This is a genomic window from Nonomuraea sp. NPDC003707 (assembly GCF_053587055.1).
The window spans coordinates 1-13,185 of sequence record NZ_JBSFNK010000091.1 but is presented as its reverse complement, the minus strand read 5'-3'; the positions used below and the strand labels follow the sequence as shown (position 1 = coordinate 13,185).

Below are 13,185 nucleotides of genomic sequence, written 5' to 3'. Positions count from 1 at the left end.
ACGATCCACGGTGGCTGCTCGCCCTTCCTCACGGCGGTGATCAACCTGAAGGTGATCACCCTTTATTCCTAGATCATTTTGTTAGGACCTCTTAGACCTTGACCCGCGCGGCGCCGCAACGAAGTGCATCGGAGTCGCACCCGTAGGTCCAGGGATTCACGTCGGCACCGCCCGGCTGCGAGACGGGTGTCACATGGATCCCCCGGGAGACCCGATGTCGTAATCCCGGGCGTCCCAGCCGCCTTGCCCCTGCCCTCGGAGCGGGCCCGCCTTGGCCGCGCCGAACTGCCGTTTGATCGAGTCGTCGGAGATCCCGGCCAGGCCGTTGAGCGCGACCGCGATCGCCTGTCCTCTCCCCTTGACCGTTCTGGCCTCCTCGACCAATCGCATGCCCTCCGGCGTGGGACGCCGGAACCGGCCCAGCAATCCGCGCGTGACGAGCCCGCGGCGCAACAGGTCCTCCTCCACCGCGCGCACGCTCTCGTGCTCGGCCAGCGCGGCGAGCGACTCCTTCAGGGTGGCCCGCTGCGCCAGCGCCGCCTCCAGCACGGGATCGCCCGCCTCGGCGCCCGCGACCGGATAGAGCTTGCCCGCGTGGGACAACCGCATCCGCCCCTCCAGCAGCAGGGTCGCCAGAGCCGCCAGAGCGACCCTGCGGCGGCCGTCACTGAGATAAGCCAACTCATCACGATCCACAGCGCATCCCCCTGTGGCTCGGCCGTTTGACCGATCACGCTAATGAGTGCATGTCACGCCTACAAGGGCCGACCATAGGTCACGAGGAGCGTTCGGCCGGGGCATTGGCAGCGGGCGAAGGTGTACGCCGGGTGTGCGCGTCGCGCGAGAGAACAGCCGCCTGAGCGCTGCGCCATGAGCGGGAATCAAGGGCTGTCGCTTAGATCTTGTTGTCAGTGTCGGCACGTCGAGTGGGTGGGGGGCCGAGCTGTCTGATCTGGCTGATGAGGAGTGGCACGGTTGGATGTCTTGCGGCTGCTTCCCGTGTGCCGCAGTGTGGCGGTGGCGGGGTAGAACCGATGGCGGCCGCTCCTTGGTCGACCGCGTGATCCCGCTCGGGACTCAGGCGTCGCGGAGATCGCCTGCTCCGTCCTGCTCGGTCAGGAAATAGACGGAGTGGGAAACAACCTGCCGCGCGGACGTGGGTAGGTCGTCCGGCCCGTAGTAGTCGTTCAGCCGGCGCCAGAACTCTTCTTCCGTAGAGGCTGCGCCGATGATCGGATCATCATCGGTCACCATCTCCCACACCAACATTTCTCTCAGGCCCGGGCCGTCGAGTTCTTCAGAAATGGCCTCGTGAAAGACGTTCATCAGCCGGGACTCGTGTTCACGGCGGCAGTCACGGGGCAGCAGCCAGCGCTGCCACCAGGTCCGAAGGTGATTGGCCGCGGAATCCGCGAAAGCCTCAGCCGCGTCTTCGGCCGACTGATCGTAGTTCGGGTAGCTTGGCCGATTCACCCGGACCAGCAATTTGTGCTGACATTCTTCGGCGCACGTGTACCCATATAAACGAAACTGCGTGCGCTGGATACCCACGGCCTGATCGTAGTGGGCGTCTTCGAACCCGGGTTCCGAGGGAACCAACTCGCGTTGACCTTGACGGGCATGTCCGGGTCGTCGACATCGGGAATCTCGTCCAGACGAGAGTCGAATCGGCCATCCTCGTGTCGAGCAGCCCCCAGCCGGCGCGAGCTGGGCGGCGATCTCAGCATCAGCCAGCGGCACGGGCACTGACCCACCGTGGCCGTGTGACCGGGACCACAGCGAGCAGGTGGTCCAGGCCTTTGAAATCCTTGGGATTGCAGGTGTAAAGGGGGAGGCGGTTCGCGATAGCCACGCAGGCAATCATCAGGTCTGCTGTTCGGGGGCGGGGTTTGCGTCCTGAGGCGATGACGGCGGTCCACAACTGGCCGTACTCGCGGGCGGCGGTGTCGTCGAAGGGAAGGGGGTCGAACTCGGCCTCGGCGGTTTGAAGGATCTTCATTCGCTGCGCGAGTTCCTGTGCCCCAGTGGCCACCAGTACGCCGACTGACAGCTCGGCAGTGGTGATGGCGCTGATCATCATCTCGTCGGGCAGTTCGTCAGGGTCGATTCCGGCACGCAGGATGAGGATGTTGGTGTCGAGGAGCCCTTGAGTGAGAGTCATTCCCCGTCCTCTGCGAACTCGCCTCTGCCGTAGGCGCGATCGTAAGGGTCGTAGAGGTCGTCGTCGACGTGGCGGTTCATGTCCTCGAGGTATTTCTGGTCGTCCAGTCGCGGCATGCCGCGGGACACGGCGGCGAACTCGGCGCGCGAGACGGCCCGGCGCCGACGGCGGATGGGGACCAGGTCGCCGATGTGATGACCATTGCGTGTGACGGCGTACTGCTCGCCGCGTTCCAGGCCGTCCATAATCTCCGCTGACCGGTTTCGCAGGTCGCGTTGGGAGATCTGATGGGAGCGGTCGGGCTCAGGAGTGCTCACTCGTCAACTCTATCTCAGCGTGCTATCTGGTGCTACAGGGTGGCACTCTCGGCGTCGTTGGTGACCCTTCACATCGGCGTGATCGGGACCGCTATCGGCGCTGGGATCGGAAGTTCGGTCGCGATGGCCAGCCCGCCGGCGGTGTGAGTTTCTTCGCGTACCCGCTCAGATCGGTCATCGCCGCACCCGATAGCGGAGGTGGAGCACCCGGTTGCCCTGGATCACCACGTCAGGATCCTCCAGCAGGTGCTGTGCGTCGACTGACCCGAAGTAGCGCTTGCCAGATCCGAACACCACGGGCGCGACGTCCATGGCGACCTCGTCGACGAGCCCTGCGGCCAGCACCTGGCCGCCGACGTCGCCGGCGGCGACCTCGACCGTGCGGTCGCCCGCAAGTTCCTGTGCCTTGGTCATGGCGGCCTTGACACCGTCGACGAAGTGGAACGGCGCCTCGGGGTTCCAGCCCTTGGGCATCGGCCGGTGGGACACGACGACCACGTGGTCGATCCCGCCCGGAGGCTTGCCGCCCCAGCCGTCCGTCAGGTCGAAGACGTGGCGGCCGACGATCGTCACTCCGATCTGGTCCCAGCACGGCCGGGTGTAGTCGTAGGACGCCTGCGACACCTTCGCCTCCCCGGTCTCGTCCAAGGGGACGTCACCGCTGGACATCCAGTCGAACAGCGGTCCGACCTGGTCATTCTCGTCCGCGACGAAGCCGTCCACCGACACCGTGCTGTACATGACCACCTTGCCCATAGGGCTCTCTCCTCCGCTCGGGAAGTGCCCATACTGGCGTATCGGGAGTTGCCGGCTCTTGTAAGAAATCAAACGGCCGGCAGCGGCCCGACGTCGAGCGCATGGCCGGGATGTTCGCGCAGGAACCGCCGCCGGACTTCGACGTACCGGGTCGGCGTAAGCCCCGTGAACGCCCGGAACTCGTGCCCGAAGTGGGCCTGGTCGAAATAGCCGGCGCGACCGGCGAGGTCGACCCAGTTGACCGGTCCGGCGGGGTCGATCGCGAGCACGGTGGCGGCGAAGCGGTAGGTGCGGGCGAGCCGCTTCGGCGTGACGCCGATGAGCTCCTTGAACCGCTGTGCCAGATGGGTGCTGCTGACGCCGGCCGCCACGCTCAGGTCGCCGATCGCCACCGCTCCCGTGGCCGCCGCGATGACGCTGCTCGTGTGGCGGACCAGCCGCAGGCCGGCGGTCTCGCAGAGCCGTCGCATCAGCTCGTCCTCGAGCAGCGTCAGCATCTCGTGCGGGCCGGCCGCCATGGCCAGCCGGTCTCGCAGCTCAGCAATGGCGGGACGGCCCCAGATCTGCTCCACCGTCACCGGCCGGTCGCACAGCTCGGCCGCAGGCATCGGCAGGAATGGCGCCAGCCCCCACGGCTTGAAGTGCACGCCGACTGACCGGGTCCCCGGTGGGTAGCCGAACTCGAAGGCGCGGGTGGGCGTGGTGACCACGCAGCCGTCGGCGTACTCGGCCGTCTTGATATCGGTGCCGGCGCGGATGTGGAACGGCGCCCCGAGGTTGAGGATGAGCACCGCCGACGGCATCGGCGGCAGCGTCAGACGAGGGTACGGCGGCGCGCCCTCCAGGTAGTAGAGGTCGTCGAGTAGCCCGTCCAGCGGCGGTCGCGGAACTCCGGACACGTACTCCACGCGTCACAGCATCGCCGATGCACGGGCCGGCCGCCAGGTCCTCGTACGCCGTCAGTCGCGGAAACTCAGGGAGAAGCGACGCGAGACGCCCGCAAGCGTAACCGCCGCTCAGCGACATGATCGAGTTGTTTTCGCCGGTGACCGGATCGCGCATCGGAGAACATGCAGATCCAGTGCCTGGTCAACAGCCGCCACCTTGCCAAGTGATCTCTGACCTGCTCAAAACCCCGCCTGCCGGTCCTCGGAGGCGGGGGTGCCCAGGGCTTAAATGATCAGGCCGTTGGTGAATCCACGCAAGGTAGGGCAGATCAGCGGCTCGGCTCGTGGTGATCCAGGTGGTGAGCTTGGTGTCGTTGCCTTCGGCTGGAGTGAGGAGCTCGGCGTAGCTGCGGACGTGGCGGGCTCCTACGGTGAGACTTCCACCCTCGATCCCCTACGTGCTGCCGCCGAAGGGTTGGCAGATCCAGCTCCGGTACGGGTCATCAGCTCCGGAGGCTAGGCCGGTTCGGCGTCGGCGGCGAGCTCCGACGATGCGGTTGGCGAGCCGGTTGAGTCGTCGCGCTGCTGATAGTCGGTGAGATCGCGCAGGTGCCGGATCGGTGACGCCAGCAGGACCAACGGCATGCAGGCGGCCGCGACGACGAAAATCATCAAGGTGACGCGGCCGCTGAGGACCCCGGCAACGGCTCCGGCGATCAACCCGCCGATCGGGATCGCACCCCAGGAGACGAAGCGGACCGTCGCCATCACCCGGGGCAGCAGGTCGGGCGGGCTGGCGATCTGCCGGTAGGTGCGGGTGACCACGCTGAAGACCACCACGCCGGCGGAGAAGACCACATTGCCGATGGCGAAGGCGACGAAGGCCTGCCAGCCGGTGCCGAGGGGCACGACAAGCGCCCCGGCGAGCGAGACGAATCCGGCGACGATCAGGGCGCGGGCGGTCCCGAGCCTGGCTGTGATGTGGTTCGTCAAAGCCGCGCCGATCAGCGTGCCGACGCCGTCGGCCGCCAGCAGCAGGCCGACGAGGCCGGGCTCGGCGTGCAACTCGCGCACGAGGTACAACGCGTAGAGCGCGTGCTGTGCCCCGCAGACTGTGTTTGCCGCGGTGGCGGCCCACATGCACGGTCTCATCACCGGGTGGTGCACGACGAAACGCCAGCCTTCCCGGATCATCGCGCGTACCGGTGGCCAGCGCTCGGGGGTCTCTGAGCGGCGTTCGGGCAGGGTCCGCAGCAGCAGGGCTGAGACAAGATAGCTGGCCGCGTCGACGAGGAGGGTAGGCACAGCCCCGAGCACCTGGACGATGAGACCGCCGACGGATGGTCCGCCGAGCTGAGTTGTGGCCTGGGTGCCGGAGGTCAGGCTGTTACGGGACTGCAACTGCTCCTTGCTCACGATCGACGGCAGGAAGGTCGAGTTGGCGACGTCGAAGATGACGTCCGCGAAGCTGATCACGAGGGCCACGATCACCAACTGGGCGACCGTCAGACGGTCCAGCCACCACGCCAGAGGAATGGAGATGACCGCCGCCGCGCGTGCCAGATCAGCGCCGATCTGAACCCTTCGCATGGGTAGTCGCTGCACCATCACCCCGGCGGGTAGGCCGATCACGATCCAGGCGACGTAACCGGCGGCGGCGATCATGCCCATCTCCAACGCGGAGGCGTCGAGCACCGTCAACGCCGTCAGTGGCAACGCCACTGCGCCCATCGCCGAACCGACCGCGCTGGTCGTGCCGGCCGTCCACCACCGCCAGAAGACGCTCGCGCCGCGCGCACTGTCCACTGCCATCTCGACATCTCCCAGGTCAGTTCCAGAATGGAATGCACTATATAATGGGGTATGTGAAGCGTGCTGATCTACCCGACGCCGACTGCGGCATCGCGCAGGCGCTTGGAGTGATCGGTGACTGGTGGACGTTCCTGGTGGTGCGGGACATCGCCGGCGGCACCACCCGCTTCGACGGCCTTCAGCGTGAGCTCGGTGTCAGCCGCCGAGCTCTGGCCGAGCGCCTGGCCGGGCTCGTCGAACACGGGGTACTGGAGAAGCGGCCCTACTCCGATCGCCCGCCGCGTTACGACTACCTGCTGACCGCGAAGGGCGAGGGCCTGCTGCCGGCGCTCATCGCGCTACAGGATTGGGGCACCAGACATGTGATGGGCGATGGCGCGCTGACCGCGACCAGCGAGGACGGGTCCGCCGAGACCCGCCGGGTGCATGAGCTGGTCGATCGGAAAATGCCAGCTGTCGTTCTGGAACGACACGACGGCGAACGGGCCGCGGCCAACGCACCCGGTGTCTGGACCGTGCTCTACTTCTTCCCTGGCGCCTTCGCGCCCGGCGCCCAGGGCCACCCGCCTGGTTGGGCCGACATCCCGGGTGCTCAGGGTTGCACTCTGGAGTCCCTCACCTACGCGTCACGGCATGCCGACTTCGAGGCGTCGGGTGCCGTGATCCGAGGCGTCAGCACCCAGCGACCCGACCAGCTGTCCGCCTTCGTCGCGCACGCGAGGCTGCCCTACCCGCTTCTATCCGACCAGGACAGCAAGCTCGCGGCCGGGCTGCTGCTGCCGACCTTCCGGGTGGCCGGCGTCGACCGCTTCAAGCGCCTCACCTTGCTGGTCGACCCCAATGCGATCATCCGTGCGGTGCAGTTTCCGATCAGCGACCCGGCCGGCTCGGTGGAAGACATGCTCGCCCTCGTCCGCGCTCGATAACAAAGACCCCCGATCCGCGTCGAAGATCTCGTCCAGGGCCTGTTGCAGCTTCACCGGATCCATGAATCGCGCTGGGCCGCACCAACCCTGACCGCACCGTCATCGCTGAGCGGCTGTTTCGCTTCTACGACCGCTGCGCCGTCTCCGGCCTGCCCGAACTCGAACGCCTGGCCACCGCCATTGAGACCCGGTGGCCCAAGATCCTGGCCTTCCTTCACGACCGGCATACCAACGCCGGCTCGGAAGGCACCAACCGCGTCATCAAGACCACCGTCCGAGACGCCTACAGCTTCCGTAATCCCGAGAATCAGCGTCTACGCACCCGATGCGCCACTACCCGACGCGGACGCGCTTAACTTGCGCCTACCATCGACGAGCCCTCACGTCCCGCTCGATCCCTGGCGGCTGCGTGCCGGGCCACCGCGGCGGCGCCCGTGCCGGCCAGGACGAAGAGGGCGGCCAGGCCGACCCAGCCCGCGGTGCCGTGTTCGACGGCGGTGGTGGCGAGGATCGGGGAGAACATGGTGGCGATCGCGTAGCCGGTCTGGCTGAGGCCTTGGTAGGCGCCGGCGCTGCGCTGGTCGGCCAGTTCGAAGGCCATGCCCCAGCCACCCGCCTCGCCCAGGATCTCACCCATGGTGTGGGCGAACGCGGCCAGGACGAACAGGACGCAGGCGACGATCATGTTTCCGTAGCCGGCCAGAGCGTACAGACCGCATGCCATCGCGAGCAGCCACGACGCGCGCCTGACCGTGCGCCCGGCCTTGCGCACGTCGTCGGTGCCGCGCGAGGCGCGCACCTGGAGTGCGGCCACGACCACGGTGTTGAGGACGAGTAGCACGGAGACGATGGCGGTGGGCGCGTCGGTGGTGGCCACCCAGAGCGGCATGCCGACGGTCAGCAGGCCGAACTGCGTGGCCACCACGGCGTTGCACGCCACGCTCGCGATGTACGTACGGTCCCTGAGCGGCGAAGGCCCGGCGGACGCGGTGCGCTCCCTGACTGCGGTCATCCTGGCGGCGAGCTCCGGCACCTGACGCCCGAGCCCGGCCAGCGGCACGGTGGCCGCCAGCAGCAAGATGCCGGCGACGACCACCGCCACACGGTACGCCGACGCGGTGCCGATCAGGAGCGCCGCCGCAGCGGCCACCGTGCCCAGGCCGATGAAGACGTTCGTGACCACGCGCATCCGAGCCCGGACCTCGACCCGCTCCGGGCCGGTGTACCACCGCGCCAGCATCGCCTGCTTCGACGCGGAGCCCACCGAACGCGTGATCACGGCCAGGCAGGCGATCAGGGTGAACACGACGGCGTCGGAGACGAACGTGTAGGCGAGCAGCGCAACCCCGTTGAGCCCTGTCGCCACCGTCTGGACGTGGTGCGCGCCGACCCGGTCAGCCAGCCACCCTCCCGCGTACGAGGCCAGCACCCCGGTGCCGCCCGCGATGCCCAGCCCGAGACCCACCGTCGTCGCGCTGAGCCCGATGACGAGCGTGAAGTACAGCGTGCTGACGGTGTAGAAGACGCCGCTGGAGAGCGCGAACGCCATCGTGCTGACGGTCAGTGAGCGGGCGACGCGGTCCTGAGGGAAGAAGGTCTGGATCACGGGGGCCTTTATCCCGTAATAGGGCCTTTGTCGCCAATTGATGTAGCGTATGGCTTCATGGCGGGGCTGATCGAGTACGAGCTCGCGGGGATGGACGTGGCCGACGTCCGCTTCGCCATCTCGCCGCTCAACGAGCTCACGTTGTCGTTGCGCACGTTCCGCGACCCTGGCCGCTATCCGGTGCACCTGCCCTGGCTGCGCCGCACGGAGCAGGCCCGATCCACGCTGGACGTGCCCCTGCTGCAAGCGCTCACCAACGACGACATGTGGACGCCGGACTACCTGTCACCCCGCCCCCACGCCCCGCTCACCCGCATCGACGACCAACTCGCCACGGTCGCCCGCGTGCCCGTGGACCGGGTGATCGACGACCTGCGCGCCCTCCACCCCCGGCTCCCCGAGCCGCTGCGCGGTGACCCGTCGGCCCGCATCCTGGACGCGCTGCGGGACTACTGGCGCACCTGCTTCGCACCCTGGTGGCCCAGGATGCGCGCGGTCCTGCAGGCCGACGTGGTCCACCGCGGCCAGGTCATCTCGGCCCACGGCCTGGCCGCGATGTTCGCCGACCTCAGCGAGCGCGTTCAGCTGAAGGACGGCGTCGTATCCATGCGGCTGATCAGCGACGCCCGCTACCGGCGCTCCACCGGCGGCGAGGGCCTCACCCTGGTCCCGACCCTCTTCAGCCGGGCCGCTACCGTCCCCATCTCCCCGTCCGAGCCCCCTTTGATCATGTACGGCACTCGGGGCGTCGGCACGCTCTGGCAAGCGGAGCCCCGTCACTCCCCAGGGGTGCTCACCGACCTTCTGGGCGCCACCCGGGCAGGGCTGCTCACCATGCTTGAGACCCCCGCCTCATCGACCGAACTCTCCGGCCGCCTGGGCGTCACCCCCTCGGCCGTCAACCAGCACCTCCGCACCCTCCGCGCCGCCGGCCTCCTCGCCAGCGCCCGCCACGGTCGCTCGGTCCTCTATCTACGCTCGGAACTCGGCGACGCCCTCGTCGCCGGATCAGGACTTCGGCCCGTCGGTGTCGACCGCGCAGCAGAGGACGCTGCCCACCCCGGTCCCGCTCGGTTCGGCCAGGAGACCTGAGACGGTGGCGCGATCGGTGCCGTTGATGGAGACCGTGCGCAGTCAGTTACGCCGGGCGCCGAGTCGCTTTTCGACACGTTCAACCCCTCCCGTGTGGCCCTGCTGGGTGCGGGACCCGTCGCGGGGGCCACCACCTGCTCGTTGCTCGCAAGGATCCTCTTCGCCATCGTCGATCAACATGAGCCCCTGATCAATGGGCGCTCTCTTCGGCTATGCCCCCATCGCCTCCGCCTGACGGGTGCGTTGCCCCGCAGTCCTGCCATGAGAGCTGGTGATCTGCCCACAGGAGGACACCACGAGTCACCTGGCGCTCGGTGAAGGCAGGCCGGCGTGACGTGCAGACGGTGGATGTGCTCGTAACGGATCTGGTCGACGATGCTCGAAGGCCGCCGGGAGGATGGCGGAGTCAGGCGGTGACGCCGCCGTCCACTGCTATGGAGGCGCCCGTGATGTATCGGCCTCCCTCGCCGGCCAGGTGCGCGACGGTCGCGGCGATGTCCGCGGGCTCCCCGTAGTGCCCGAGGGCGGTGTAGGCGCTCTGAGCGTCGGCGCCCGGCCCGTCGGCGGGGTTCATGTCGGTGTCGATCGGGCCGGGATGGATGACGTTGGCGGTGATGCCCCTCGGACCGAGGTCACGTGCAAGGCCCTTGGTCAGTCCGGTGAGGGCGGTCTTGCTCAATGCGTACAGGGTGATGCCGGGGAAAGGCGTGCGGCCGGACAGGCAGCTGCCGATGTTGATGATCCGTCCGCCTTCGGTCATGTGCGCGGCCGCGATCTGAGCGGCGATGAACGGCGCACGCACGTTGATGGCGAGGACTCGGTCGAAGTCCTCCGGACGCACGTCCTGCAGTGGCCCGAAGGGGAACACTCCGGCGTTGTTGACCAGGACGTCCAACCGGCCGAACTCGCCGGCCGCCCGCTGAACGGCGTCCGTGACCGCCGCGGGGTCACCGGCGTCTGCCTGGAGGGCCATGGCCCGGCGTCCCATCGCCTTGACCTGCTCCATCACGGCGCGGGCCTGGTCGGTGCTGTGCTGGCAGGTCACCGCCACATCCGCCCCGTCAGCGGCGAGCCGGAGCGCGATCGCCTTGCCGATGCCGCGGCTGCCGCCGGTCACCAGCGCTGCCTTGCCGTCCAGAACTGCCGACATATCGGACTCCCATCGTGAGCGAGATTTCAGGAGCCAGGGGCGGTTCACCGTCCCTGATGCGCCCCTTGAACCCCGTGCTGCCTCCCCTGGTTGCACCGGGACGCCACGACCCCTGGAACCACATGCCTGCGACGGGTGTGTGGTCGGGCCGACTTCGCGACTCCACGACCGACGAGGTCATTGTGGAGAGCACGTCCTGCCGCCGGCGAGTGAAGGTCGCATGGGCGGTGCGCCAGGAAGCCGGCGGGCGAACCTTCCGGTTGGTGACGGGGCTGGGATGACCACCGTTGCCAACCGGAAGGCCGCTCTCATGGACGGATCCGTGTCACCTCATCAGCGCTGCAGGGTCAGCAGGCCCGGCCGGTAGGGCAGGAGGCCGTAGTCGCCGCCGGAGCTGGGGTTGCGTCCTTGGTAGAGCAACTGCAGGTTGCAGGGATCAACGGTCATGGTCTGATCGGGGTTGCTGCGGACCAGATCGCCGTGGCTGATGTCGTTGGTCCAGGTGGCGCCGCTGTTGGCCTTGCCGGCGAAGGGGTTGCTCTCGGTCGCGGCCTGCGGTGTCCACGAGCCGTCCAGGCTGGTGGCGGTGAACGAGCGGAAGTAGCGGCCCTGCGAGCCGATAGCCTCGACGAGCATGAGGTACCGGTTCTGGCCCTGGAGCTTGTAGACCTGAACGGCTTCGAACAGGTTGTTCGTCGTGTCGCTCATGATCACCGTCGAGGTCGAGCCGAAACTGCCCGGGAAGTTTCCGATGGGCATGCCGGCCCGGTAGATCTTGCCGTTGTCCCCGGCGAAGAACAGGTACATGTTCGTGCTGTCACCGATGAGTGTCTGGTCGATGGGGCCTGTTCCGGAGCCGGAGATGCTTCCGGAGAAGAGCACCTGCTGCGATGACCAGCCATTCGGATTGGTGGGGTCGCTCGACGTTCGGTAGGAGAACGCGGTGCTCCCCCACTGGTAGGCGAGCACCCAGATGTTCTTCGGGGCGAAGTAGAGGAGCGTGGGCGCGACAGTGGAGGAGGACATCGTGTTCTGGCCGGCCGAGGCCATGTCGGACCAGTTGGTGAAGAGGCCGAAGTTCATCGAACCCCACGCCGTTCCCGTGTCGTGCGTCGTCCCGTAGACGAGATGTCTGCCGTTGTAGACGACGGTGGTGAAGTCCTTGAGCGAGACCCACCCCGACTTCGGGTTCGCCAGCGCGCCGGTCGATGTCCAGCGGTACGTCGACGGAAGAGTGCAGGTGCCGGTCGGTGTGGGGGTGGGGGTCGATGTGGGGGTGGGCGTGGGGGTGCCGGGGTTGCCGCAGGTCACGCCGTTCAGGGCGAACGACGTGGGCACCGGGTTGCTGCCGGTCCACGAGCCGTTGAACCCGAAGTTGGCGCTGCCGCCGGAGGGGATGGAGGCGTTGTAGGAGACGTTGGTGGCGGTCACCGACGAGCCGGACTGGGTCTGGGTGGCGTTCCAGATCTGGGTGATCTGCTGGCCGGCGCCGAAGGACCAGGTCAGCCGCCAGCCGTTGACCGCGTCACCGAGGTTGTTGATGGTGACACTGGCGTTGAAGCCCCCTGACCAGCTCGAACTGATGGCGTAGTCGACCCGGCAGGCGACGGCGGCCTGGGCGGGCTGCACGGTCAGCAGGCCCGCTCCGGCGAGCAGGACTGCGACGGCGCCGATCACGAGGCCGCGGTGAGAGGCCCGCCGGGGCGGCGCCGCGGTCGTGACGGCGGAGGGGCGCGGTGACCGCGCTCGCCAGGGCAGTCGCATCTGTATTCTCCTCATCATGTCCGGCCGCCGTCAGGGGCTGGTGCAGGTGGCGGTCGGGGTGGCCGCGGTGCCGTTCGCGGTGAACCCGAAGGTCGTGGAGCCGCCGGCGGCGATGGAGCCGTTGTAGGTGGCGTTGCGTACGGTGACGCTGGAGCCGGACACGCTCTGCTGGCCGTTCCACAGGCTGCTGATGCTCTGCCCGCCGGGCCAGGTCCACCGCACGGTCCATCCGCTGATCGCCGCGTTGCCCGCCTGGACGGTCACCGTCGACTGGAAGCCACCCGACCAGCTGTTGGTCGTCGTGATGGTCGCCGCGCACGCGCCCGGGACCGGTGTCGGAGTCGGAGTCGGGGTGGGTGTCGGGGTCGGGGTGGGTGTGGGGGTGGGGCCGCCCGGCGAGGCGGCGTTGAGGGCGTTGAGGACCGCGTCGTAGGCGGGCTTCTTGTTGCCGCCGCTGAACAGCAGCGGGGTGTCACCCGAACGCCAGGAGTCCTGGTCGCGCACGCCCCACACCGTGATGCCGGCGCAACGGGCCACCGCCAGGCAGTCGTTGGTCACGGCGGCGTAGGTCTGCGCGGAGGCGCCCTGGATGTCCAGTTCGGTGATCTGCACGTCCACCCCGAGGGCGGCGAAGCTGGAGATGGTGGTGCGGTAGTTGCTGTTGTACGGGCTGCCGCTGTTGAAGTGCGACTGCAGGCCGACGCAGTCGATCGG

General features: G+C 68.1%; 13 protein-coding genes and 1 pseudogene. 3 read left to right on the top strand and 11 right to left on the bottom strand.

Features of this window, described 5'->3' with window-relative positions; translation table 11 throughout:
* Window positions 1-189: 189 nt before the first annotated feature.
* The 7 genes and pseudogenes from ACWDRB_RS66950 to ACWDRB_RS66920 all read right to left on the bottom strand — a co-directional run.
* Window positions 190-702, bottom strand: a pseudogene (locus tag ACWDRB_RS66950) (TIGR04222 domain-containing membrane protein); the annotation flags it as partial.
* Window positions 703-1,077: 375 nt separating this feature from the next.
* Window positions 1,078-1,551 (bottom strand): hypothetical protein, encoded by a 474-nt coding sequence (locus ACWDRB_RS66945; RefSeq protein ID WP_449912629.1) that lies wholly within the window; start codon window positions 1,549-1,551, stop codon window positions 1,078-1,080.
* Between the two features lie 175 nt (window positions 1,552-1,726).
* A complete protein-coding gene (locus ACWDRB_RS66940) occupies window positions 1,727-2,161 on the bottom strand; it encodes a PIN domain-containing protein (RefSeq protein ID WP_449912627.1) in 435 nt (144 codons plus the stop codon).
* Window positions 2,158-2,478 carry a type II toxin-antitoxin system Phd/YefM family antitoxin gene (locus ACWDRB_RS66935; RefSeq protein ID WP_449912626.1) on the bottom strand — a complete coding sequence of 107 codons (321 nt, stop codon included), beginning with the start codon at window positions 2,476-2,478 and terminating at the stop codon, window positions 2,158-2,160. The genes ACWDRB_RS66940 and ACWDRB_RS66935 overlap by 4 nt, the downstream gene beginning before the upstream one ends.
* A 174-nt stretch (window positions 2,479-2,652) precedes the next feature.
* Window positions 2,653-3,234 carry a dihydrofolate reductase family protein gene (locus tag ACWDRB_RS66930; protein ID WP_449912625.1) on the bottom strand — a complete coding sequence of 194 codons (582 nt, stop codon included), beginning with the start codon at window positions 3,232-3,234 and terminating at the stop codon, window positions 2,653-2,655.
* Between the two features lie 68 nt (window positions 3,235-3,302).
* Window positions 3,303-4,142, bottom strand: coding sequence for a helix-turn-helix domain-containing protein (locus ACWDRB_RS66925; protein WP_449912623.1), 840 nt, complete (start codon window positions 4,140-4,142; stop codon window positions 3,303-3,305).
* Between the two features lie 495 nt (window positions 4,143-4,637).
* Entirely contained in the window at window positions 4,638-5,933 is a 1,296-nt protein-coding gene (locus ACWDRB_RS66920; RefSeq protein WP_449912622.1) for an MFS transporter, read from the bottom strand.
* A 53-nt stretch (window positions 5,934-5,986) separates the two neighbouring features.
* Here ACWDRB_RS66920 and ACWDRB_RS66915 point away from each other — a divergent pair, with 53 nt between their 5' ends.
* Together ACWDRB_RS66915 and ACWDRB_RS66910 are read left to right on the top strand one after the other, a co-directional pair.
* Window positions 5,987-6,859: a winged helix-turn-helix transcriptional regulator gene (locus ACWDRB_RS66915; RefSeq protein WP_449912620.1), complete on the top strand. Its 873-nt coding sequence runs from the start codon at window positions 5,987-5,989 to the stop codon at window positions 6,857-6,859.
* Between the two features lie 65 nt (window positions 6,860-6,924).
* Complete coding sequence (locus tag ACWDRB_RS66910; protein WP_449912631.1) at window positions 6,925-7,215, top strand: transposase; 291 nt, start codon at window positions 6,925-6,927, stop codon at window positions 7,213-7,215.
* Here ACWDRB_RS66910 and ACWDRB_RS66905 read toward each other — a convergent pair.
* Entirely contained in the window at window positions 7,212-8,465 is a 1,254-nt protein-coding gene (locus ACWDRB_RS66905) for an MFS transporter (protein WP_449912619.1), read from the bottom strand. The genes ACWDRB_RS66910 and ACWDRB_RS66905 overlap by 4 nt on opposite strands.
* Before the next feature lie 57 nt (window positions 8,466-8,522).
* Here ACWDRB_RS66905 and ACWDRB_RS66900 point away from each other — a divergent pair, with 57 nt between their 5' ends.
* Window positions 8,523-9,557 (top strand): DUF5937 family protein, encoded by a 1,035-nt coding sequence (locus ACWDRB_RS66900; RefSeq protein ID WP_449912617.1) that lies wholly within the window; start codon window positions 8,523-8,525, stop codon window positions 9,555-9,557.
* Between the two features lie 406 nt (window positions 9,558-9,963).
* Here ACWDRB_RS66900 and ACWDRB_RS66895 read toward each other — a convergent pair whose 3' ends face one another.
* The 3 genes from ACWDRB_RS66895 to ACWDRB_RS66885 form a co-directional block, all read right to left on the bottom strand.
* A complete protein-coding gene (locus ACWDRB_RS66895; protein WP_449912616.1) occupies window positions 9,964-10,707 on the bottom strand; it encodes an SDR family NAD(P)-dependent oxidoreductase in 744 nt (247 codons plus the stop codon).
* A gap of 333 nt (window positions 10,708-11,040) precedes the next feature.
* Entirely contained in the window at window positions 11,041-12,471 is a 1,431-nt protein-coding gene (locus ACWDRB_RS66890) for a non-reducing end alpha-L-arabinofuranosidase family hydrolase (protein ID WP_449912615.1), read from the bottom strand.
* A gap of 30 nt (window positions 12,472-12,501) precedes the next feature.
* Window positions 12,502-13,185: endo-1,4-beta-xylanase (locus ACWDRB_RS66885; RefSeq protein WP_449912613.1), on the bottom strand; the 684-nt coding region annotated here is incomplete at its 5' end.

What these genes read in the sequence shown, in the direction of transcription:
- ACWDRB_RS66900 (WP_449912617.1), top strand. Translation starts at nt 8,523, where the DNA reads ATGGCGGGGCTGATCGAGTACGAGCTCGCGGGGATGGACGTGGCCGAC.
- ACWDRB_RS66930 (WP_449912625.1), bottom strand. Translation starts at nt 3,234, where the DNA reads ATGGGCAAGGTGGTCATGTACAGCACGGTGTCGGTGGACGGCTTCGTC.
- ACWDRB_RS66890 (WP_449912615.1), bottom strand. Translation starts at nt 12,471, where the DNA reads ATGCGACTGCCCTGGCGAGCGCGGTCACCGCGCCCCTCCGCCGTCACG.
- ACWDRB_RS66895 (WP_449912616.1), bottom strand. Translation starts at nt 10,707, where the DNA reads ATGTCGGCAGTTCTGGACGGCAAGGCAGCGCTGGTGACCGGCGGCAGC.
- ACWDRB_RS66940 (WP_449912627.1), bottom strand. Translation starts at nt 2,161, where the DNA reads ATGACTCTCACTCAAGGGCTCCTCGACACCAACATCCTCATCCTGCGT.
- ACWDRB_RS66920 (WP_449912622.1), bottom strand. Translation starts at nt 5,933, where the DNA reads ATGGCAGTGGACAGTGCGCGCGGCGCGAGCGTCTTCTGGCGGTGGTGG.